The 21,990-nt window shown below is 73.7% G+C and carries 21 protein-coding genes and 1 riboswitch; of the genes, 3 read left to right on the top strand and 18 right to left on the bottom strand.

Annotated features, from left to right (window positions below):
• Window position 1: 1 nt before the first annotated feature.
• On the bottom strand, window positions 2–625 hold the full coding sequence (gene pyrR, locus ACFVVA_RS22590) for a bifunctional pyr operon transcriptional regulator/uracil phosphoribosyltransferase PyrR (RefSeq protein WP_359897432.1): 624 nt from the start codon (window positions 623–625) through the stop codon (window positions 2–4).
• Window positions 626–955: 330 nt separating this feature from the next.
• Here pyrR and ACFVVA_RS22585 point away from each other — a divergent pair, with 330 nt between their 5' ends.
• The gene (locus tag ACFVVA_RS22585; protein WP_030056198.1) at window positions 956–1,459 is read left to right on the top strand and encodes a transcriptional regulator; all 504 of its coding nucleotides are present in this window, start codon (window positions 956–958) and stop codon (window positions 1,457–1,459) included.
• A gap of 154 nt (window positions 1,460–1,613) precedes the next feature.
• Here the strand turns inward: ACFVVA_RS22585 and ACFVVA_RS22580 are convergent, their stop codons facing one another.
• The 6 genes from ACFVVA_RS22580 to ACFVVA_RS22555 form a co-directional block, all read right to left on the bottom strand.
• Window positions 1,614–2,531: a hypothetical protein gene (locus tag ACFVVA_RS22580; RefSeq protein WP_387691968.1), complete on the bottom strand. Its 918-nt coding sequence runs from the start codon at window positions 2,529–2,531 to the stop codon at window positions 1,614–1,616.
• Window positions 2,532–2,664: 133 nt separating this feature from the next.
• The gene (locus tag ACFVVA_RS22575; protein ID WP_380542683.1) at window positions 2,665–3,489 is read right to left on the bottom strand and encodes a thioesterase family protein; all 825 of its coding nucleotides are present in this window, start codon (window positions 3,487–3,489) and stop codon (window positions 2,665–2,667) included.
• A gap of 142 nt (window positions 3,490–3,631) precedes the next feature.
• Window positions 3,632–4,069, bottom strand: a complete 438-nt coding sequence (nusB, locus tag ACFVVA_RS22570; protein ID WP_359897437.1) for a transcription antitermination factor NusB — start codon at window positions 4,067–4,069, stop codon at window positions 3,632–3,634.
• A gap of 4 nt (window positions 4,070–4,073) precedes the next feature.
• Entirely contained in the window at window positions 4,074–4,637 is a 564-nt protein-coding gene (gene efp / locus ACFVVA_RS22565; protein ID WP_359897438.1) for an elongation factor P, read from the bottom strand.
• Between the two features lie 77 nt (window positions 4,638–4,714).
• On the bottom strand, window positions 4,715–5,821 hold the full coding sequence (locus ACFVVA_RS22560) for a M24 family metallopeptidase (RefSeq protein WP_387691965.1): 1,107 nt from the start codon (window positions 5,819–5,821) through the stop codon (window positions 4,715–4,717).
• 410 nt (window positions 5,822–6,231) lie between these two features.
• The gene (locus ACFVVA_RS22555) at window positions 6,232–7,347 is read right to left on the bottom strand and encodes a HoxN/HupN/NixA family nickel/cobalt transporter (RefSeq protein WP_387691963.1); all 1,116 of its coding nucleotides are present in this window, start codon (window positions 7,345–7,347) and stop codon (window positions 6,232–6,234) included.
• Window positions 7,348–7,377: 30 nt separating this feature from the next.
• Window positions 7,378–7,591, bottom strand: a riboswitch (cobalamin riboswitch).
• Between the two features lie 82 nt (window positions 7,592–7,673).
• Between ACFVVA_RS22555 and ACFVVA_RS22550 the strand changes: the two genes are divergently transcribed.
• Window positions 7,674–8,057 carry a metalloregulator ArsR/SmtB family transcription factor gene (locus ACFVVA_RS22550; protein ID WP_359897441.1) on the top strand — a complete coding sequence of 128 codons (384 nt, stop codon included), beginning with the start codon at window positions 7,674–7,676 and terminating at the stop codon, window positions 8,055–8,057.
• A 58-nt stretch (window positions 8,058–8,115) separates the two neighbouring features.
• On the top strand, window positions 8,116–9,789 hold the full coding sequence (locus ACFVVA_RS22545; protein WP_387691961.1) for a hypothetical protein: 1,674 nt from the start codon (window positions 8,116–8,118) through the stop codon (window positions 9,787–9,789).
• Between the two features lie 8 nt (window positions 9,790–9,797).
• Here the strand turns inward: ACFVVA_RS22545 and ACFVVA_RS22540 are convergent, their stop codons facing one another.
• From ACFVVA_RS22540 to mltG (ACFVVA_RS22490), 11 genes are all read right to left on the bottom strand, one after another.
• Entirely contained in the window at window positions 9,798–11,804 is a 2,007-nt protein-coding gene (locus ACFVVA_RS22540) for an AAA family ATPase (protein WP_387691959.1), read from the bottom strand.
• Window positions 11,805–11,874: 70 nt separating this feature from the next.
• Complete coding sequence (locus tag ACFVVA_RS22535) at window positions 11,875–12,201, bottom strand: putative quinol monooxygenase (RefSeq protein ID WP_359897444.1); 327 nt, start codon at window positions 12,199–12,201, stop codon at window positions 11,875–11,877.
• A 137-nt stretch (window positions 12,202–12,338) separates the two neighbouring features.
• Window positions 12,339–13,148, bottom strand: a complete 810-nt coding sequence (locus ACFVVA_RS22530) for an Fpg/Nei family DNA glycosylase (RefSeq protein WP_387691957.1) — start codon at window positions 13,146–13,148, stop codon at window positions 12,339–12,341.
• A 110-nt stretch (window positions 13,149–13,258) separates the two neighbouring features.
• Complete coding sequence (locus ACFVVA_RS22525) at window positions 13,259–14,128, bottom strand: AAA family ATPase (RefSeq protein WP_387691956.1); 870 nt, start codon at window positions 14,126–14,128, stop codon at window positions 13,259–13,261.
• Window positions 14,129–14,198: 70 nt separating this feature from the next.
• A complete protein-coding gene (aroQ, locus tag ACFVVA_RS22520) occupies window positions 14,199–14,627 on the bottom strand; it encodes a type II 3-dehydroquinate dehydratase (protein WP_049653999.1) in 429 nt (142 codons plus the stop codon).
• An 8-nt stretch (window positions 14,628–14,635) separates the two neighbouring features.
• Window positions 14,636–15,727, bottom strand: coding sequence for a 3-dehydroquinate synthase (gene aroB, locus ACFVVA_RS22515; protein ID WP_387691954.1), 1,092 nt, complete (start codon window positions 15,725–15,727; stop codon window positions 14,636–14,638).
• Complete coding sequence (locus tag ACFVVA_RS22510; RefSeq protein ID WP_359897447.1) at window positions 15,720–16,241, bottom strand: shikimate kinase; 522 nt, start codon at window positions 16,239–16,241, stop codon at window positions 15,720–15,722. The genes aroB and ACFVVA_RS22510 overlap by 8 nt, the downstream gene beginning before the upstream one ends.
• Window positions 16,238–17,422, bottom strand: a complete 1,185-nt coding sequence (gene aroC / locus ACFVVA_RS22505; RefSeq protein ID WP_380351179.1) for a chorismate synthase — start codon at window positions 17,420–17,422, stop codon at window positions 16,238–16,240. The genes ACFVVA_RS22510 and aroC overlap by 4 nt, the downstream gene beginning before the upstream one ends.
• A 235-nt stretch (window positions 17,423–17,657) precedes the next feature.
• Window positions 17,658–18,488, bottom strand: a complete 831-nt coding sequence (locus tag ACFVVA_RS22500; RefSeq protein WP_387691951.1) for a shikimate dehydrogenase — start codon at window positions 18,486–18,488, stop codon at window positions 17,658–17,660.
• A 42-nt stretch (window positions 18,489–18,530) separates the two neighbouring features.
• Window positions 18,531–20,483 (bottom strand): endolytic transglycosylase MltG, encoded by a 1,953-nt coding sequence (gene mltG / locus ACFVVA_RS22495; RefSeq protein WP_387691949.1) that lies wholly within the window; start codon window positions 20,481–20,483, stop codon window positions 18,531–18,533.
• Window positions 20,484–20,691: 208 nt separating this feature from the next.
• Entirely contained in the window at window positions 20,692–21,960 is a 1,269-nt protein-coding gene (gene mltG, locus ACFVVA_RS22490) for an endolytic transglycosylase MltG (RefSeq protein ID WP_387691948.1), read from the bottom strand.
• Window positions 21,961–21,990 lie beyond the last annotated feature (30 nt).

Raw genomic sequence — 21,990 nt, 5'->3', positions numbered from 1 at the left:
GTTACTCCGGGAGGTGCGGTTCGGAAGACTGGGGTGCCAGGGCCTGCGAGCTGCGGGCGGCGAAGTCGCGGTCGCCGACCAGGACGGCGTCCACGCCGTCGCTGTCGGACAGGCGCACCTGAACGGCCTCGCGCAGCGAGGTGGGGAGGTTCTTGCCGACGTAGTCGGCGCGGATCGGCAGCTCGCGGTGGCCGCGGTCGACCAGGACGGCGAGCTGGACGGCGCGCGGGCGGCCGATGTCGTTCAGCGCGTCGAGCGCGGCGCGGATGGTCCGGCCGGAGAAGAGCACGTCGTCGACGAGGATGACGAGCTTGCCGTCGATGCCGCCGGGCGGGATCTCGGTGTGCTCCAGGGCGCGGGCGGGCTTCAGCCGCAGGTCGTCCCGGTACATGGTGATGTCCAGGGTGCCGAGCGGGATCTCGCGCCCGGTGATCTGGGCCAGCCGGCCGTGCAGGCGGCGGGCGAGGTGGACGCCCCTGGTGTGGATGCCGAGCAGCACGACGTCCTCCGCGCCCTTGGCGCGCTCGACGATCTCGTGCGCTATCCGGGTGAGCACCCGGGCGATGTCCGTGCCGTCCAGCACCTGGTGCGGTGCCCGGGGCGTCGGTTCATGGTGTGTGGTCATGCCGAAGCGGACCTCCTTCCCCGCCTCACGGGACGGGTCTTAAAGGATGTCTGGGACTGCCCCCGCCGACCGGGCGCGGGCTTCGGGCCATCCTAGCAGCGCGCCGGATCGCAAACAGACGGCCATCATTCCGCTTCCCGGGGTTAACACTCCGGACGCGCCGACGATGCGGGCCATTCGCACGACTGCCCCATTCGGCTTGACGCAACTACCTTACTCTACGTAACCTCACAGTGAGTTACGAGACGGACGTCGGACCCACCGGTAACGGCGTCGGCAATCGCCCGTGACCCACCACTGAACGCGAAGCAATCTCGTCCGGGGAGATCAATGTCCAGCGACTACGCGAAGCAACTCGGAGGCAAGCTCCGAGCGATCCGCACTCAGCAGGGTCTCTCCCTGCACGGTGTCGAGGAGAAGTCCCAGGGGCGCTGGAAGGCAGTCGTCGTCGGCTCGTACGAGCGCGGTGACCGTGCGGTCACCGTGCAGCGGCTGGCCGAACTGGCGGAGTTCTACGGCGTCCCGGTGCAGGAGCTGCTGCCCGGCGGTACGCCCGGCGGCGCGGCCGAGCCGCCGCCGCGCCTGGTCCTCGACCTGGAGAGACTGACCCAGGTCCCTTCCGAGAAGGCCGGCCCGCTGCAGCGCTACGCGGCGACCATCCAGAGCCAGCGCGGTGACTACAACGGAAAGGTGCTGTCGATCCGTCAGGACGACCTGCGCACCCTGGCCGTCATCTACGACCAGTCGCCGTCGATCCTCACCGAGCAGCTGATCTCCTGGGGCGTGCTGAACCCCGACGCGCGCCGCGCGGTGCGCGAGGAGGACGCGAGCTGAGGCTCGCCGCACCGGCTCCCGCCGGCGGATCCAGGGACGACCCGGCCTGATTTCCGGTCGTACCCGCAAGCAGAAACGTCACGGCGCGGCTCCCCTGACCGGGGGGCCGCGCCGCGGTGTCGGGGCCCCGGGACGGGGCCCCGCGGCGGAGCCGTCAGCAGACCGTTCCCAGGCTGTAGCCGGGCTGCGCCGCCACGCCGTCCAGCCGGACCGGCCGCTCGGCCGGCGCCCACTCCTGCCCGCCGCTCGACCAGGCCCAGGAGGCCTGCAGGTACTCCCCGCAGGAGGCGGCCGAGCCCTGCGAGCCGTGCAGCACCGCGACGCCCGGCAGCTCCAGGGCCAGCCCGGTGCAGAGCACCGCGCAGACCAGCTCCAGGTCCTCGTCGTTGATCCGGACCACGCCGTCCTCCCACTGGAGGACCCGGGCCGCGGCGGTCAGCTTCCCGCCGGGCGCGTCCACCCGCAGGCGCAGCTCGTACACGCCGGCCCCCGCGCCGACCAGCATCCGGCGGAACACCTCGCCGCCGCGCTGGTAGGCGGCGCGCACCCAGGCGGCGTGCTCCTCGTCGGGCGCGCCCGCGCCCCCGTACAGGCCCCCGTCGAGCAGCAGGTCGGCGTGGCAGAGCGTCAGCCCGTTCTCCCGGGCGCGCACCAGGCGGGGCACGAAGTCCCCGGCCAGTTCCTCGCCCTGATAGGCCATCAGCTGGGTCTGCAGGGCCGGGTTGACCAGGTAGCGGTCGCGGGCGGCGGGCTCGGCCGGGTCCAGCCCGTGCAGCACGCAGAACTCCTCGAAGTCCTGCGGGTGGAACATCCGGGCCCGGACGGTGTCGAACCGCTCCAGCGCCTCGGCCAGCAGCTCGGCGGTGTCGGCCAGGTAGCGCTCGTGGTCGGGGGCGTCGGAGATCCCCCAGGCGCGGGCCCGGGCGAAGTCCGCGGCGTTGGTCAGCACCCCGATGACAAAAGCCTGCTCGGCGCCGCCGGCCCGCTGTGGCCGGTGCGACGCCCGCACCGCGGGCCGCGAGCCGCCGGCGGTGCAGTCGGAGTTACGGCGGGCGCGACCCTTTTGACTCATCGGTGGCTCCTGGCTTCGGGGGTTGACGGTCCGCGGCACGCTCGCCGCTGACCGTCTTCCTCCCCATCCGCGCGCGCCGCACACGTACGGCGTGTCACAGGAATGTAACCACCGGTAATGCGGGGCCGCCGGGTCAGGGGCGGGGCGCCCGGGCCAGCTGGCGGGACTGCGCGACCAGGCGGCCGGACTCGTCCCAGACCTCCGCGTCCTCCTCGAAGTAGCCGCCGGCCAGGTTGCGGGTCGCGTGGGTGACCCGCAGCCAGCCGGGCACGGGCCTGGCGCGCAGGTGGACGGTCAGCTCGATGGTGGGCGCCCAGCCCGGCATGCCGAGGTCGAAGGTGACCGGCGGCAGCGCGTCGGCGACCAGCAGGAGCAGCAGCGGGTCGGGCTCGCGGCCGTCGGCGAGCCGGAACCAGCCCTGGATCCGCCCGTTGCCGGAGGGCTGCCCGAGCGCCCAGCCGATGGTGGCCGGGTCCAGCCGCAGGTCGAACCGCTCCAGCAGGGCGGCCTGGGCGATCAGCTCCTTGGGCGCGTGCTCGACGCCGATGCACTGGTCCGGCGGCGGCAGCTGCGGCGGCCGCGCGCTGGTGCGCACCTCGCCGTCGGCGGTGGCGAGGTCGCCGTGGCTGGCCACCACCCGCAGCCGCTCGACGCCGTCCTGGCTGAGCGAGGCGGTGCCGGTGGACAGGCCGCGGCCGGTGCGCAGCACCTCGGTGCGGACGGTGGCCGGGCCGGGGGTGGAGGCGGACAGGTAGTAACCACTGATCGACACCGGGTCCGGGTGGGTGCCGTGCTCCAGCGACAGCGCGTGTCCGGCCACCGCGAGCAGCAGTCCGCCGTTCACCCCGCCGCCGATCTGCCAGCCGGCGCCGAGCTCGGCGTCGTAGCGGCCGGCCTCCTCGGGGTGCCTGGTCAGGGCGATGCCCTGGTCGAACTCGCTGCGGATCGCGGTGGTCATCTGGGGGGACCTGCCCTTCACGCGTGGTTCCGGACGTCAAGTTACTGACAAGTAGGTCCCCACCCTACGCCGACCGGGTGAAACGCGGAACGGCCGCCGGACACCTGTTCGGGTCCGACGGCCGTCCGCGAGGTCCACCCGCCTACCGGCGGATGCTCGGCTTCAGCTCGAGGAAGCGGGCGAGCATGCCGTTGACGAAGGCCGGGGAGTCGTCCGTGGAGAACTCCTTGGCGATCTCGACGGCCTCGTCCAGGACGACGGCGTCCGGGACGCCGTCCTCCCAGATCAGCTCGTAGGCACCGAGCCGCAGGACGTTGCGGTCCACGATCGGCATCCGGTCGAGCGACCAGCCGACGGAGTACTGCTCGATCAGGTCGTCGATGCGACGAGCGTGCTGGACGTACCCCTCGATGAGCTCCATGGTGTACTCACCGACCTGCGGGGTGCCCTCGTCGGGCCTGGGCTCGCGGGCGCGGGCCACCCAGTCGGCGAGGACCTGCTGCGGGTCGACCCCGCGGTGGTCGGCCTCGAAGAGGATCTGGAAGGCCCTGGTGCGGGCCTTGCTGCGTGCGGCCGACACGGACTTACTTCACCCGGCCGAGGTAGCTGCCGTCGCGGGTGTCGACCTTGACCTTCTCACCCTTGGTGACGAAGAGCGGCACCTGGATCTCGGCGCCGGTCTCCAGGGTGGCCGGCTTGGTGCCACCGGTGGAGCGGTCGCCCTGGACGCCCGGCTCGGTCTCGGCGATGGTCAGCTCGACCGCGGCCGGGAGCTCGATGTAGAGGACCGAGCCCTCGTTCTGCGCGACGAGGGCCTCGAAGCCCTCCAGCAGGTACTTGGCGGCGTCGCCGACGACCGACGGCTCGATGGTCAGCTGGTCGTAGGTGTCCATGTCCATGAACACGAAGTTCTCGCCGTCCTTGTACGAGAACTGCATGCCGCGCTTGTCGACGTTGGCGGTCTCGACCTTGGTGCCCGCGTTGAAGGTCTTGTCGACGACCTTGCCGGTCAGGACCTCCTTGAGCTTGGTACGCACGAAGGCCGGGCCCTTGCCGGGCTTGACGTGCTGGAACTCGACGACGGACCAGAGCTTGCCGCCCTCCAGCTTGAGGACCATGCCGTTCTTGAGATCGTTCGTGGAAGCCACGGGCGCACTAACTCCTGTATAGCTGTCAAGGAACCAAGGGATTGCGTCCTGCCTCCCACGGCCCCGGGGGGCCGCGGTCACAGGGCGAGGAGCTCCTTGGTGGTGATGGTGAGCAGCTCGGGCCCGCCCTCTTCGAGGGGGCGCACGACGAGCGTGTCCTCGATCCGGACGCCGCCCCTGCCCGGGAGGTGGACCCCCGGACCGACGGTGACCGGCACGCGGCTGTCCAGTTTACCCATGTCCGACGGACCGAGGCGCGGCGCCTCCCGGATCTCCAGCCCGACGCCGTGGCCCACCGGGTGCGGGGAGGCCTCGGTGTGGCCGGCCGCCTCCAGGACCTGCCGGGCGGCCCGGTCGGGCACGCACTGCTCCACGCCCGGTCCGAGCGCCTCCCGCCCGGCCCGCTGGGCCCGGAAGACCAGCCGGTGCAGCTCCACCTGCCAGGGCGCGGGGGCCGCGCCGATCACGAAGGTGCGGGCGGTGGAGACGCCGTAGCCGCGGTACTGGGCGCCCATCACGACGGTCAGAAAGTCCCCCTCCTCCACCCGGCGGTCGGTGGGCTGGTGGGCGGCCTGGCCGGAGTGGCTGCCGGTGCCGACCGAGACCGGGAAGGCGGCCCGGTCGGCGCCGTGGTCGATCATCCGGCGCTCCAGCTCCATCGCCAGGTGCCGCTCGGTGCGGCCGACCAGGATCGACTCCAGCAGCTCGCCCAGCGCCTGGTCGGCGATCTCGGCGGCGATCCGCAGGTCGGCGATCTCGTGCTCGTCCTTGACCACCCGCAGCCGCTCGACCGTCTGGCCGAGGTCCACCAGCCGGGCCCCTTCGCTCAGGCCGCCCACCGCCCGGTGCCGGGTGACGGTCAGGTCGTGCTCCTCCACCGCCAGTCCCGACACCCCGGACCGCGCGGCGACGGCCGCGACGGCCAGCGCGGAGTCCGCCCCGGCCGCCACCGGGAGCCGGGTGACGTCCGGGGCGATCAGGTGCTCCCCGGTGTCGTCCGGCGGCAGGTCGTCCGGCAGCGCGAGCAGCGCCCGCTCCCTGGTCAGCAGCAGGCTCGCCCCGCAGGGCGCGCAGCCCGTCAGGTACCGCACGTTCGCCGCGCGGGTGATCAGCGCCGCATCGGCCCCGGCCGCACTGCAGTGCTCCCTCACCCGCTCCCGCCGCCCCGCGTACGCATCCGCCATGCGTCGAGCCTACGAACCCCCGGCCCGAAGCGCCCGCCGAGCACCCCCGGCAGAACCCCCAATACCCCTTGCACGCCCCCCTGCGCGACCGCGGCACCGTCCCCTCGGACCCGCGCCCCGCCCCCCACGCAGCGTGCCGCCCACCGCCCACCGCCCACGCAGCGTGCCGCCGAGGGGCCCCGCACCCCCCGGCGGCCCCTCGGACCCCGACCGGTCGCTACGCTCCGTCACGAATATGTCACTGCCGGTCCTGTGCGAGTACGACCCGGTCGCCCGGCCGGCACGTCGACTTCCGCGAGGAGCGCCGACCCGGGGCGCACCCGGCCCCCGGAACGCGAACGGCGCCTCCCCGCCGCGGGGAGGCGCCGTTCCGGCGTGCGCGGGCAGGCCGCTGCTCGCGGCCGGGTGGCTCAGGAGCCCTCGGGCGTCCAGCGCTTCTCGACCCCGGCGAGCTTCCAGTACCCGATCGCGATCGCCCAGACGACCACGAACAGCCCGGCGATGGCGTAGCCGACGTTGTCCAGCGAGATGTCGGCGATGAAGCCGGTGACCGGGTCGGTCAGATCGAGCTTCTCGTGCAGCACCCCGACCAGCTCGATGGTGCCGATGACGAAGGCCACCGCGATCGACAGACCGGTGATGGTCAGGTTGTAGTACACCTTCCGTACCGGGTTGGCGAAGGCCCACTGGTACGCGAAGTTCATGAACGTCCCGTCCAGGGTGTCGAACAGGCTCATCCCGGCCGCGAACAGCAGCGGCAGGCAGACGATCGCGTACCAGGGCAGCCCGGAGGCGGCGCCCGAGCCGGCCATCACCATCAGGGTGACCTCGGTCGCGGTGTCGAAGCCCAGCCCCAGCACCATGCCCACCGGGAACATCTGCCCGGGCCGGGTGATCGAACGGGTCGCCCGGTTCAGCACCCGGGCCATGAAGCCGCGCGAGTCGAGGTGCGCCTCCAGCTCCTTCTCGTCGAACTTTCCGGCCCGCATCGAGCGGAACACCCTGAGGATGCCGAGCAGCGCCGCCAGGTTGAGCGCGCCGATCAGGTAGAGGAACACGCCGGAGGTGGTCGTCCCGATCACGCCGAGCCACTTGTGGGTGGTCGACTCGTCGTCCATCAGGGTGTTCGCCAGCTGCGCGCCGCCCGCCACCAGGGCAGCCATCACCACCACCATCGAGGAGTGCCCGAGGGCGAACCAGAAGCCCACCGAGACCGGGCGCTTGCCGTCCGCCATCAGCTTGCGGGTGGTGTTGTCGATCACCGCGATGTGGTCGGCGTCGAAGGCGTGCCGCATCCCGAGGGTGTACGCGGTGATACCCAGGCCCACCCCGAAGACCTGGGTACCGACCGCGTACTTCTCGGGTGCGACCAGGAAGATCAGCGTGCCGAAGGCCACCACGTGCATGGCCACGATCACCGCCATCAGCCCGGCGGTACGGACGGTGTCCTCGCGCCGCCACTGGAAGCTGGGCAGCGCGGACGGGGCCGGTTCGGCCCCGGCGGCAACGGTTTCGGGCAGGGTCATCTGCGGATCACGCTCCAGCACCTCGTGGAAAACCTCGTGAGATGCCGTGGCCGGTCTCCTGGCTGACGGGACGCCCGTACCCGCCTTCCCAAGCGCGCGAGGCGCCCAGTGGCTCCATGGGTACGGACGACGTTCCTCCGCGGACGGAGGAACGACCCGATCACAGTGGCGAGGGCCGCTCCGGGCTGGGACCCCTGAGGGTCCGTCACCGGTCTTCCCGAGCACCACGGCGGGGAACACCGTAGGGGCCACGCCCCGACCCGTGCAAGGTTGCGCACCTGCGCAGGTGTCCAGGATCACAGACCGCCGCCTGCGAGAATGTCCGCATGCATCTCGTACCGGCCGACCGCGCGGGCCACCGCACCATCGACGGGCACCGGGTCTGCGAGGCCATCGCCGCGATCGGCGACCCGGCCCACGTCCGGTCCTGGGCCGAGCGGTTCTCCCTGCTCGCCGACCCCGGCCGGCTCGCCCTGCTGCTCGCCCTCCACCGGGCCGGGCCGCTCGCCGTCACCGACCTCGCGGTCGCCACCGGCATGCGCGACCCCGCCGTCTCCCAGGCCCTGCGGCTGCTCCGCACGGCCGGCGTGGTCACCGGCGACCGGGACGGACGCGTGGTGCGCTACCAGCTCGTGGACGAGGCCATGCGCCCCCTCCTCGACGAGTGCGCCGCCGGCGAACACCACGAGCCCACCGCGGCCACGGGCTGACCCACTGGCCCGGCCCCGGAACCGCGCCGCGGCCGGAGCGGATGAGTACGATCATGACGTGCCGTCCCGCCCCCACGCCTGGCCCGCCGACCGGTGGAACACCCGACCGGTCGGGGCCCGCGTGCTGGCGGTCGCCCGCACCCTCACCTCGGCCACCCGGGTCCTGGACGTCCTGACCCTGCTGAACCCGGACGGCATCGAGCGGTACTTCACCGTCAACCCCGGCTCCGCCTTCGCCGACCGCGCCCTGGACGAGTACCTGCACGGCCTGCCCGGCTTCACCGTGCTGGACTGGGAGGACGCCGTCAGCCGCCGCTTCGACCTGGCCGTCGCCTGCGCCGTCCACTCCTCCATGCACCGGCTGGACGCCCGCCTCGTCGTCCTCCCGCACGGCGTCGGCTACAACCGGCTGGTCACCGAGTCCACCGGCGACACGGTCACCGCCGCCGGCCTGTCCCGCAACGAACTCACCCACCGCGGACGGGTGTTCGTGGACGTCCTCGGCCTCTCCCACCCCGAGCAGCTGGACCGGCTGCGGGTCTCCTGCCCCGAGGCGCTGGACGTCGCCCGGGTGGTCGGCGACCCCTGCTTCGACCGGATGCTCGGCAGCCGGCGCTCCCGCGACGGCTACCGCGCCGCGCTCGGTGCCACCGGCGGCCGACGGCTCGTCGTCGTCAGCTCCACCTGGAGCGAGCACTCCTTGTTCGGCCGCCGCCCGGACCTCCCCCGGCGGCTGGTCCGCCGGCTCCCCGCCGACGAGTACACGGTGGCCGTCGTCCTGCACCCCAACGTGTGGAGCCGCCACGACCCCGAGGCGCTGCTCGACGACGCCCGCCGGATGGGCCTGCGCCTGATCCCGCCCCACCAGGGCTGGCAGGCCGCGCTCGTCGCCGCCGACTGCGTGATCGGCGACCACGGCTCGGTCACCGTCTACGGCGCCGCCCTGAACCACCGCACCCTGCTCGTCGCCACCGGCGCCGCCGAACTCGACCCCCGCTCCCCCGGCTACGCCTTCGGCCAGGCAGCGCCCGTCCTCGACCCGGACGGGGACCTCGCCGCCCAGGTCGAACAGGCCCTCGCCCGGGACCCGGCCGACCTGAGCGCGATCACCGACCGCTCGCTCGCCCACCGCGGCGAATCCGCCCGGCTGCTGCGCCCGCTGCTGCACTCCTTCCTGGCCGGGCTGGACGAGCCCGGGGACGAACCGGCCCTGCCGCCCTACCCCAGGCCGGCCCCGTGCCCCGGCACCGTCGACCGGCCCACCGCGTACGACGTCGAGGGCCGGAGCGAGGGCACCGAGGTCGGCCTGCGGCGCTACCCCTTCGACCCGCACGAGCACGCCCCGCGCGGCTTCCACGCCCTCACCGACGAGCACCCGGGCGACGCCCTGCGCTACACCGCCGAGGTCCTGGCCCGCACCGAGGTGCACGCCGAACTCCCCGCCGCCCGCTGGCTCGCCGACTCCGCCGCCGAACTCCCCGGCCTCGCCGTCGCGGTGGCCGCCCTCGGCCCGGCCCGCCACCTGCTCCGACTGCGCACCGGCCTGCTGCTGGAGGCCCGCGCCGAACCGGACTGGACCTGCCCCGACCCCGCCGTCGACCCGCTGCTGCTCGGCTCCGCCGTGGCCTGCTGGCTCGCCGACGGCGGCGACCCGGCCGGCCTCCCCCGGCACGGCCTCACCGTCCGCACCGGCGAGCACCGCACCCGGGTGTCCTTCCGCACCGGCCCCTGAGAAGGGCGCTACTCCGGCAGCTCCCGCAGCCGCGCCCGGCTGCGCTCCGCGAGCTCCGCGTCGTCCAGTTCCTCGGCGAGGGCGAGCAGCAGGGTGTGGGCCTGCGCCTCCTTCGCGTACTGGCCGCGCTCCTCGGCCCGCCGGGCGCAGTCGCCCGCGTGGGCGGCGGCGAGCTCCGGCTGCCCGAGCGCCCGGTGGGCCCGGGCGCGGACCAGCGGCAGCTTCATCAGCATGTCGTCGTCCCGTGTCCGCTCGGCCTGCGCGGTGGCCTCGGCCAGCCGGGCCAGCGCCTCCTGCGCGCGGCCGTCGGCCATCAGCGCCTGCGCCAGGTTGTAGCTCTGGACGATCTCGCCGTGCTCGTCGCCCCGGTTCGCCGCCAGGGCCAGCGTGAACCGCCGCACCGCGTCGCCCGGGCGGCCGTCGGCCAGGCAGAGCAGACCGTCCGTCTCGTGGAGCACACCCACCACCCGACGGTCGGTCACCAGCGGGACCTGCTCCGCGGCGAGCGCCAACTGCTCGGCGGCGAGCCGGTATTCCTTGCGGTCGAAGTGGGCCCGGGCGAGCTGGTTGCGCATCCGGACCACGGCGGCCGGCTGGTTGTCCCACTGGGCCGACTCGATGCCGAGCCGGTGGGTGGCGATCCAGTCCTGGTAGAGCCTCCGGTCGTGGTACAGCAGCCAGAGCGACTCGCACAGCCGCCACACCTCGCCGTGCCACCCCTGCCGGGCCGCCTCCTCCACCACCGCGCGGAAGTTGGCCCGTTCCGCGTACAGCCACTCCAGGGCCGCGGTGTCGGAGGCGAAGCGGGGCAGCTCGTCGCCGCTCGGGTCCTGCAGGCGGAGCCTGCTCCCGGCCATCGCACGGTCGGCGACCGAGGCCCGGCCCCGGTAGTACGCCACGACGGCGGCGAGGAGTTCGCCGCGGTCGGCCAGTTCCCGGGTCCGGCCGTAGGCGTGCAGCCGCACCACGTCGTGGGCCCGGAAGCGGTCCTCGCGGTCACCGTCCACCACCTCGTCCAGCACGTGAACGCCCCGCAGCTCCCCGATCGCCTGCCCGGCCCGCTCGACGCCGACCGCACGCGCCAGTTCGGCGGAGACGAAGGGGCCGGGGTGCACGCCGATCAGGTGGTAGAGCGCCCGGCCCGACGCCGACAGCCGCTCGTAGACCAGGTCGTAGGTCGCGCCGAGATCGCTCTCCTCGTCCTCCAGCATCGCCAACCTGCCCTCCCGGTCGTGCAGTTCGGCCACCACCCGGCCGACCGGCAGGTGGTCCCGGTCCAGCAGCTGGCTCCCGACCGCGTTCAGCGCGAGGGGCAGCCCGCCGCACAGCTCGACCAGTTCCGCCAGTTCCCCGTCGGTGCCCCGCCCCGGGCCCACCCAGCCGCGCACCAGCTCGGCGCCCGCCCTCGCGCTCAGCGGGCCGAGCCGGCGCACCACGGCGCCGTCCGTCCGCAGCGCCGGCAGCCGCCGCCGGCTCGCGACCACCACCAGCCCGCAGGCCGGGAGCAGCGCACGGACCTCCGCGGCGTGCTCGACGTTGTCCAGGAAGAACAGGCACCGGCGCTCGGCGGTGGCGGTGCGGAACGCCGTGAACCGCTCGGCCTCCGCGGCCGGGGGCTCGGTGCCGAGGGCGCGCAGGAATCCGGCCAGCAGCTCGGGGAGGTCCACCCCGCCCTGGTGCCGGTAGGCCTTCAGGTCGGCGTAGAGGTCCCCGCCCGGGAACTGCTCCCGGTGCTCCTCGGTGAACCTCGCGATCAGCTCGGTCTTCCCGACCCCGCCGAGGCCGGTGAACACCACGACCCCGAGTCCGCCCTCCACGACCCGGCCCAAGGCCTCGGTCAGCGCGGCGAGTTCCGGCTCCCGATTGACGAACGGGCCGTGCGGGGACCGGATCTGATGCGGCCTCGGCACCGCCCGCGGCTGGTGCAGGTGCAGCGCCCCGATGCTCCCGGCCTGCACCACGTGGCCGCCCACCGTGGCCCCCGACACGGTGTTGGCCACCTCGTGCCGCTCCATCCGCCTGCTCCCTCCGGCCGGTCGGCCCCAGCCTACGGGCTGGGCACCCGGCCGGAGGGGCACTCGGACGTCACCGGGGGGTGATCTCGCCCATCTCCGCCCAGCCGTCCAGGCCGGGGATCTCGGTCGAGACGATCCGGGGCTTGGCGGCCACCGCGTACGACAGCTCCTCCATGGCCTTGGCGAAGTGCGCGGACTCCACGTGCTCCTTGCCCGCGTCGCCGTCGCGGAACGCCTCGACCAGGACGAACTCGTTGGGGTCGTCGACGCTGCGGGACCACTCGAAGAAGAGGTTGCCGGGCTCCTGGCGGGTGGCCCGGGTGAACTCGTCGACCAGGCCCAGCCACTCGTCGGCGCGCTCGGGGCGGACCGGGAACTTGACCGTGATGAAGATCATGGGACTTCCTTTCGCTCCACGTTCACACGTGGCCGTGCGGACAGGGGCGCGCGACGCGGCGCGCTCGACGTCCATCGTCGCAGCTCAGAAGGGCTGTCCACGACACGGGGGCAACACGCGTCACGACCGGGCGCCCGTCACGCCGACTGGCAGCCCGGGCACCAGAAGAGGTTGCGGGCGGCGTGCTCCTCCGTCCGCACGTCGGTGCCGCAGACCAGGCAGGGCATGGCGGCCCGCCGGTAGACGTACACCTCGCCGCCGTGGTCGTCCACCCGGGGCGGGCGGCCCATCGCCTCGGGGGTGTGCTCCGGGCGGACGGTGTCGATCCGGCCGGCGGTGACGCCCTCGCGCATCAGGGCGACCAGGTCGGCCCAGACCGCGTCCCACTCCCGGCGGGTGAGGTCGCGCCCGGCCCGGTGCGGGTCGATGCCGTGGCGGAACAGCACCTCGGCCCTGTAGACGTTGCCCACCCCGGCCAGCACCTTCTGGTCCATCAGCAGCGCCGCGACGGTCGTCCGGCTGCCCGATATCCGGCGCCAGGCGGCCTCCGGGTCGGCGTCGGCGCGCAGCGGGTCGGGGCCCAGCCGGGCGGCGACGGCGGCCTTCTGCCCCTCGGTGACGAGCGCGCAGGTGTTGGGACCGCGCAGGTCGGCGTAGCCGTCCTCGCTCTCCAGCCGCAGCCGGATCAGCCCGACCGGCTCGGGCGCCGGGCCGGTGCCGAAGGTGAAGCCGCCGTAGAGGCCGAGGTGGACGTGCACCCAGGCGCCCTCCTCGAAGCCGAGGAAGAGGTGCTTGCCGGTGGCCTCCGCGCCGGTGAGCAGCTGCCCGTCGATCACCTTGGCCTCGTCGGCGAACCGGCCCTGCGGGCTGGAGACCCGCACCGGGCGGCCGCCGAAGGCCTTCCGGTTCTCGGTGGCGAGGCGGTGGATGATGTGGCCTTCGGGCACGGGCGTCGGCTCCTCCGGGCGCGGCGACATGACCCGTCCATCATCGCAGCCGGCTCCGACAGCTCCGCGACGCCGCAGGCCAAGCGGCCCGGCGGGGCCGGGGCGGCGGTTCAGCGGACCGGGATGCCCATTAGCCGGGCCAGGATGACGCGGTCCAGCTCGGCGGCCGTCCCGGCCACGTCCAGGGAGGAGTTGTCGATGATCGGCAGCCCGGAGTTGTACCAGCCGGCCATCCGCCCGTGGATGCGGGCGACCTCCTCGTCCCCGAGGCGGCGGTTGCCGCTGCGCCGGGCGTTGCGGTGCAGGACGGAGTCCAGGCTGGGCAGCAGGACGACCGGGATCATGCCGGGGCCGATGTGCCGCTTCCAACCGCCGAGGCCGATCGCCGGGCGGTCCGGGAAGACGGCGTCGTCGATGATGCAGGAGATGCCGTTGGCCAGGTAGTTGCGGCAGGCGAAGCCGCAGGTGCGGCGGGCCAGCCGGTACTGCGCCTCGGAGGCGTTGTTCCAGCCGGACTGCGGGTTGGCGAAGCCGGACTGCACCCACTCGCGGACGTCGTCCAGGCTGATGTGCGCGGTCGGGGTGGGCCGCCGCTCGGCCCAGTGGCGGGCGACGGTGGTCTTGCCGGCCCCGGCCGGTCCGATCAGCAGGACGGCGATCGGCCCGGTGGCCGCGTGCTGCCGCGGCGGGTGGGTGGGCAGTTGGACGGGCGCGCCGGACGGCAGCACGAAGTGCCCGGTGCCGCCGGCGGGCACCGGGGCGCTCGGCACGGGTGCGGCCGCGGGGGCCGGAGCGGAACGGACGACGGGCCCGGGAGCGGCGGGGGCCGCGGGTGCCGGCCGGACCGGCGGGGACGGAGGGGCGAGCGGCGCCCCCGGCGACGTCCCCCGTGTCCCGCCCCCCGGCGGCACCGGTGGAGCGACGGGACGCGGCGGGACCTGCCCACCTCCGGCGTACTGCGTCACGGCACCTCCCGACACCTCTCAGCGGGGACACTACACGGCGGCCCGGCGGCGGGCACAGTCCGCCGCCGGGCCACCGCCCGTACCCTCAGCGGGTGGTGAGCCGCTCGGCCAGCGCGCGCAGCGCCAGCTCGTAGGAGCCGAGCCCGAAGCCGGCGATGGTGCCGGAGGCGACCGCGGCGATCACCGAGGTGTGCCGGAAGGTCTCCCGGGCGTACGGGTTGGAGATGTGCACCTCGATCAGCGGCGCGGTGCGCTGGGCCGCTGCGTCCCGCATCGCGTACGAGTAGTGGGTGAACGCGCCGGGGTTGATCACCACCGGCACCTGCCCGTCGGCCGCCTCGTGCAGCCACTCCACCATCTGCTGCTCGGAGTTGGTCTCGTGCACCTCGACCTCGAAGCCGAACTCCTTGCCCAGCGCGGTGCAGCGCTCGACCAGTCCGGCGTACGAGGTGGCGCCGTAGACGTCCGGCTCCCGGCTGCCCAGCCGGCCCAGGTTGGGGCCGTTGAGCACCATCACCCTGGTCACGCCGAGACCTCCGCGTACGCGGCGACCAGCAGCGACGGGTCGGGGCCCTCCAGCACCGAGGTCTTGCCCAGGCCGTCCAGCACGATGAAGCGGATCAGGTCGCCGCGCGACTTCTTGTCGATCTTCATCGCGTCCAGCAGCTTCGGCCAGGCGTCCGCCCGGTAGCTCAGCGGCAGGCCGACCGAGGCCAGCACGGTGCGGTGCCGGTCGGCCGTCTCGTCGTCCAACCGCCCGGCCAGGCGGCCGAGTTCGGCGGCGAAGACCATGCCGATGGAGATCGCGGCGCCGTGCCGCCACTTGTACCGCTCGTTGCGCTCGATGGCGTGGCCGAGGGTGTGGCCGTAGTTGAGGATCTCGCGGCGGCCGGACTCCTTGAGGTCCCCGGAGACCACGTCGGCCTTGACCTGGATGGCCCGGCGGATCAGCTCGACGGTGTGCGGCCCGGCCGGCGTCCTCGCGCCCTCCGGGTCGGCCTCGATCAGGTCGAGGATGGCCGGGTCGGCGATGAAGCCGCACTTGATGACCTCGGCCAGGCCGGAGACGTAGTCGTGCTTGGGCACGGTCTCCAGGGTGCCGAGGTCGGCCAGCACGCCCACCGGCGGGTGGAAGGCGCCGACCATGTTCTTGCCCTCGGCGATGTTGATGCCGGTCTTGCCGCCGACGGCCGCGTCGACCATGCCGAGCAGCGTGGTGGGCATGGAGATCCAGCGCACCCCGCGCAGCCAGGTGGCGGCGACGAAGCCGGCCAGGTCCGTGGTGGCGCCGCCGCCGAGGCCGACGACGACGTCGCTGCGGGTGAAGCCGGTCTGCCCGAGCACCGACCAGCAGTACGCGGCGACCTCGACGCTCTTGGCTTCCTCGGCGTTGGGCACCTGCAGCGCGATGGCCTCGTAGCCCTCGCCGACCAGGTCGTCGCGGATCGCGTCGGCGGTGGCGGCCAGCGCCTCCGGGTGGATGATCGCGACCCGCTTGGCCCGGGTACCGATCAGCGGCGCCAGCTCACCGAGCAGCTGGTGCCCGATCAGCACGTCGTACGGGTCGTGGCCGGCGCTGCCGCCGACGTGGATCCTGACGGTGGTGTCAGTCATGGGGGGTCTTCAGCTCCAGTGCTTCCAGTACGGCGTCCGCGACCTGCTCCGGGGTGCGCCCGGCGGTGTCGACCACGGCGGTGGCCACCTCCAGGTAGAGGGGGCGGCGGGCCTCCATCAGCTCGCGCCAGCGGGCCCGCGGATTGACGGCCAGCAACGGGCGCGGGGCGTCCAGGCCGACCCGCTTGACGGCGTCGGCGAGCGGCACCTCCAGGAGGACCACCGGCAGCTCGTGCAGCAGCGCGCGGGTGGCCTCGGCCAGCACCGCGCCGCCGCCGAGCGCCAGGACCCCGTCGTGCCCCTCGGCGGCCGCGCGCACGGCCGCCGCCTCCAGCGCGCGGAAGTGCGGCTCGCCCTCGTCGACGAAGATGTCCGGGATGGGCTTGCCGACGGTCGCCTCGATGTCGGCGTCGGTGTCCCGGAAGCCCACGCCCAGGCGCTCGGCCAGGACCCGCCCGACGGTGGACTTGCCACTGCCGGGCGGGCCGACCAGCACCACAACGGGACTGGTCATCGGATGATCAGGTTGTCGAGGTAGCTCTGCACGTTGCGGCGGGTCTCGGAGACGTTGTCGCCGCCGAACTTCTCGTTCACCGCGTCCGCCAGCACCAGCGCGACCATCGCCTCGGCGACGATGCCCGCGGCCGGCACCGCGCAGACGTCCGAGCGCTGGTGGTGCGCCTTGGCCGGCTCGCCGGTGCGCACGTCCAGGGTCTGGAGCGCCCGCGGCACGGTGGCGATCGGCTTCATCGCGGCGCGCACCCGCAGCACCTCACCGGTGGACAGGCCGCCCTCGGTGCCGCCGGAGCGGCCGGAGGTGCGCTTGACGCCCTCGGCGGTCGGGACGATCTCGTCGTGCGCCTTGGAGCCCGGCACCCGGGCCAGCTCGAAGCCGTCGCCGACCTCGACGCCCTTGATCGCCTGGATGCCCATCAGCGCGGCGGCCAGCCGCGCGTCCAGCCGGCGGTCCCAGTGCACGTGCGAGCCGAGGCCCACCGGCACGCCGTACGCCAGCACCTCGACCACGCCGCCCAGGGTGTCGCCGTCCTTGTGGGCCTGGTCGATCTCGGCGACCATCGCCTTCGAGGCGTCGGCGTCCAGGCAGCGCACCGGGTCGGCGTCCAGTCGCGCCTCGTCCGAGGGCAGCGGCACCACACCGGCCGGCGCCTTGGCGGCGGCCAGCTCGACCACGTGGCTGACGATCTCGATCCCGGCCACCTCGCGGAGGTACGCGCGGGCGACGGCGCCCAGCGCGACCCGCGCGGCCGTCTCCCGGGCGCTGGCGCGCTCCAGGATCGGCCGGGCCTCGTCGATCGAGTACTTCTGCATGCCGGCCAGGTCCGCGTGGCCGGGCCGGGGGCGAGTGAGCGCCTCGTTGCGGGCCAGGCCCGCCAGCACCTCGGGGTCGACCGGGTCGGCCGACATGACCTGCTCCCACTTCGGCCACTCGGTGTTGCCGACCATGACCGCGACCGGGCTGCCCATGGTCAGACCGTGCCGGACGCCGCCGAGGAAGGTCACCTCGTCCTGCTCGAACTTCATCCGCGCCCCGCGGCCGTAACCGAGCCGGCGGCGCGCCAGCGCGTCGGCCACCACAGCGGTGGTGACCGGTACACCGGCGGGCAGGCCTTCCAGCGTCGCGACGAGTGCGGGGCCGTGCGACTCCCCCGCCGTCAGCCAGCGCAACGTACCCAACGGAGCTCCTTCATCAGCGGACCGGACCTCGGCACCGCCGGGGCCCGCCCCGGGCGTGCCTTGTGCCTGAATCCTTTCATGCCCCAGCAGCACCTGGGGGCACAGTCCGCGTGCCGGACGGCAACCGGCCACCATCCGGCCGGGAACCACCCGGGGAACCGGCCGCAGGACGGGCCCGGCACCCGGCCGGAGGACCGGGTCCGCGGACCGGCGCCCCGCCACTCGGCGCGGGGGCTCAGTGCCCGGCGAGCGCCTTCTCCCCCGCCTCGCGCATCGCCGCCAGCGGCCCGGGCGTCCGCCTGGTGAAGGCCTCGCTCTGCAGCACCGCCTGGTGCACCAGGAGGTCCAGCCCGCCCAGGACGGTCGCCCCGCGCCCGGCGCAGGCGGCGGCCAGCGCCGTCGGCCACGGGTGGTACAGCACGTCGAACAGCGCGCCCGGCTCAGCGGGCAGCGCCTCGGCGAAGACGTCCGTCGCGCCGACCGGCGTGGTGGAGACGGTCAGCGGCCGGGCCAGCGCCTCGGCGCCGCGCTCCCAGTCGGCGGTGCGGACGGCCACGCCCAGCCGCTCGCCCAGCTCGGCCATCTCCCGGGCCCGCTCGGCACTGCGCACGTAGACCGTCACCTCGCCGGTGCAGATCTGGGCGAGCGCGGCCAGCGCCGAGGAGGCGGTGGCCCCGGCGCCCAGGACGGCCGCCTCGGGCACCTCGGTGATCCCGCGCTCGCGCAGCGCGTTGACCAGCCCGGGAACGTCGGTGTTGTCCCCGGTGCGCCGACCGTCGGCGGTGAACACCACGGTGTTCACCGCGTCCACCGAGCGGGCCGTCGCACTGACCTCGTCGAGCAGCGGGATGATCGCCCGCTTCAGCGGCATGGTGAGCGACAGCCCGGCCCACTCGGCCTCGTCCAGCGCGGCGACGAACCCGGGCAGCCCGGCCTCGTCGACCTCGAAGCGGTCGTAGCGCCAGCCGTCCAGTCCGAGCGCCGCGAAGGCGGCCCGGTGCAGGTCCGGCGAGAGCGAGTGGGCGATCGGCGAACCGAGAACGGCCGCCCGGTGCTTGCTGGTCAACGCTGCCTCTCCGCGAACTGGCGGACTGTCGTCCGGCCGTGGCTACTTCTTGGTGGTGCAGTGGCCGCGCGTCTCGTCGAAGCCCTGCCCGGCCGACTGGCAGTACTCCTTGACGTTGGCGTAGTGCTCCTTGCTCGTCTCGGCGAACCGGGTCTTGGTCGGGGACATCGCGATGAAGTACAGCCACTTCCCGTCCGCCGGGTGCAGCGTCGCGGTGAGCGCCTCGTCGCCGGGGTTGGAGATCGGACCGGGCGGCAGGCCCGGGTTGATGTAGGTGTTGTACTTGTTGGACGCGTCGTCCATGTCCTTCTTGTCGAGGTCCTTGCGGTTCAGCGAGTACTGGAGCGTGGTGTCCATGCCCAGCCGGTGGTTGATCTCGCCGCCGGCCGCCAGCCGGTTCTGGATGGTCTTGGCCATCTTGGCGAAGTCTTCCGGGTTGTTGCCCTCGCGCTGGAGGATGCTCGCCTCGATGAGCACCTCGTAGCCGGTCTTCAGCCCCACCGAGGCGGCCTGGGCGTCCAGGTCGGCGTACTTCTCGGTGGCGTTCTTCACCATCTGCTTGAGCAGGTCCTCGGGCTTCATGCCCTCGGCGATGTTGTAGCGGGTCGGCCAGAGGAAGCCCTCGATGTTGCCGTTGGCGTACGGCGGCAGGCCGAGGTCGTTGACCTGGGCCTTGGCGACGCCCGCCGTGGTGCCCGCCTGCAGCTTCAGCTTGGTGTCGATGAGGGTGTAGATCTCGGTGGAGTTCTTGCCCTCGGGGACGACGATCGCCGCGCCGCCCGCCTGGGCCAGCAGCTCCTTGAGCGCGGCCGCGGCCGGCATCTCCTTCTTCAGCCCGTAGTAGCCGTACTGGATGGTGCCGCACTTGGGCTCGGCCTTGCAGGCCGCGGAGAACGCGTCGACGCTCTTGACCACGCCGGCGTTCTTCAGCGCCAGGCCGATCTGCCCGCCGACCGCGCCCTTCTTGACCTCGACCTGGACGGAGCCGGTGCCCTCGCCGGTGAAGTCCGCCGGCGGGCCGAAGTGGTCCTGGTAGAAGCCGTAGCCCCACCAGCCGGCCCCGCCCACGGCGCCGAGCAGCACCAGCGCGACCAGCAGACAGGCGCCGCCGTTGCGGCGGCCCGACTTCTTGCCCTTCTCCTTGCGCTTCTTCTGGGCCTCGCGGGACTCGTCCTGCTCCCCGAGGAAGGCGGCCTCCCCGGCCTCGGCGTGCTCGTCGAGGTAGCCGTCGTCCTCGTGGCGGACGTCCTGGTGGCGGACGTCCTGGTGGCCGTCCCACTCGTCCGTGCCGGCCTCGCGCGGGGCACCGACCGGGTCGGCGCCGGCCTCCAGCGCGGCGGCCTCGGCCTCCCAGTCGATCCCGTCCGGGCCCGGGCCGGACGCCGGCGCGGGCGCGGGCGCCGGGGCCTCCGGCTGCTGCCGCCGTCGCCGCCGCGGCGTCTGCTGCTCCTGCTGGGGAGCCTGCTGGGACTGGTCCTGCTGGGGCTGGGCGTGCTGCTGGGGCAGGGGCACCTGCTGCTGGGGGGCCTGCTGCTGGGCGGCCTGCTGGCCGCCGGGGAAGCCCTGCTGGTAGCCCTGCTGCGGCATCGGCGCCTGCTGCTGGGGCATCTGCTGCTGCGGATAGCCCTGCTGCACCTGCTGCTGCGCGTACCCCTGCTGGGGGTAGCCCTGCTGCGGCACCTGCTGCTGCGGCACCTGCTGGGGGTAGCCCTGCTGACCGCCCGGGTAACCCTGCTGCGGCATCTGCGCCTGCTGCTGCGGATAGCCCTGCTGCGCCATCATCTGCTGCTGCATCTGCGGCGTCATCTGCTGCTGGGCGTACCCCTGCTGCACGTCCCCGTACGGCTGCTGCTGGGCCGCCTGGCCCTGCTGCGGGTACTGCTGCTGCCACTGGCCGTCCTGCTGGCCGGGGACCGGCTGCCGGCCGTCGTACCCGGGATCACCGGGGTGCCACGGCTCGCCCTGGGGGCCGTAGCCCCCACCCAGATCGGTCATCGATCCCCTTAACCGACGGTGACGACCGGAGGATCAAACCGGCCGTCCGGGACGACGCCGTCCCGGCTGATTCTCGAACCGGCGTGCTAGCGCAGCGCCTGGAGGGAGACGTTACCGTACCGCAGCCTTACCCCCGGCCGGGCGGACGCACGGTCAGTGAGCGATCTCACCGACGGCACACAACACCGTTACGGTGCCCCCGACACCGTCACGGCGTCCCCGCACCGGACCCGGACGGCACCCCGGCCCCGCCCGCGCCCCCCGGGCCGGAGGACGCCGGGGAGGACGGGCCCGCGGCCGGGGCAGTGGGCCTGGCCGCCGCCCGGTTGGCGTTGAACTCGGCCACGTTGCGTTGCTGAACGTCGAAGCTGTCGGTGAAGCGGGTGTCCCCCGGCTTCACGGTGACGAAGTACAGCCAGTCCCCCGGCGTCGGGTCCAGCGCGGCCAGGATCGCCTGCCGCCCGGGGTTGGAGATCGGGCTCGGCGGCAGCCCGGGGTGCTGGTAGGTGTTGTACGGGGAGTCCAGCTTGGTGTCGGTCACCGAGGTGTTCAGGGTCGAGCGGCCGAGCGCGTAGTTGATGGTGGAGTCCAGCTGCAGGGGCATGCCCTTGGCCAGCCGGTTGTAGATCACCCGGGCCACCTTGCCCATGTCCTCGGTGTTGTCGGCCTCGCCCTGGACCATGCTGGCCACGGTGATCAGCCCGTACACGCTCTGCCCGAGGTTCTGCGCGACCACGGTGGCGTCGTCCCGGCCGAACTCCCTTCCGGCCCGGTCCACCATCTGCTTCAGCAGGTCGAAGGCGGTGGTGCCCTCGGTGACGCTGTACGTCGCCGGGAAGAGGTAGCCCTCCGGGCTGCCGTTGGTGAAGTCGGGCAGGCCGAGTTCGGCGCCCTGGTCCTGGGCGGTCTTCTGGGCGGTGCCCGCGGGCAGGTTCAGCTTCCGGTCGATGGCCGCGTAGATCTGGTAGCCGCGCCAGCCCTCGGGGATGGTCAGGCCGTTGGCGTTGGCCGGGTCGATCAGGATCGCCAGCGCCGCCGCGGCCGACATCTTCTGCTTCAGCGTGTACGTCCCGGGCTGGATCCGCCCGGCCGCCGCCGCGCTGCCCTTCGCGGCCCGGGTGAAGGCCAGCGAGCTGGCCACCACCCCGTTGCGGACCAGCGCGGAGGCGATCTGGGAGAGGCCGGCGCCCTCCGGGACGGAGACCTGCACGCTGCCGGTGCCCTGCCCGGCGAAGTCGGCGGCGGCCGGGGGTTTGCGCTGCGCCTGGAGCCAGGTGTACCCGGTCAGCCCGATCCCGCCGAACACCGCGATCAGCGCGAGCGCGGTGAGCCCGCAGGCCAGCCCGTTGCGCCGTCGGTGCGGATCCGGCGCATCGAAGCGCGGGCGGGGCGCGCCCGGCGGACGGCCCTCCGGTTCCAGCACCGGCGCGCCCAGATGCCCCGGCGTGAGCCCCGGGTGGAAGTCCTGGTCGGTCATGGCTCGCGCCCCCTCGGCGGTCCCGGATCG

The organism is Kitasatospora sp. NPDC058048, from assembly GCF_042885555.1.
GTDB classification, from domain to species: Bacteria; Actinomycetota; Actinomycetes; order Streptomycetales; family Streptomycetaceae; genus Kitasatospora; species Kitasatospora lactacystinica.
The sequence above is the reverse complement of the archived record's forward strand: the minus strand, read 5'-3'. Positions and strand labels throughout refer to the sequence as shown.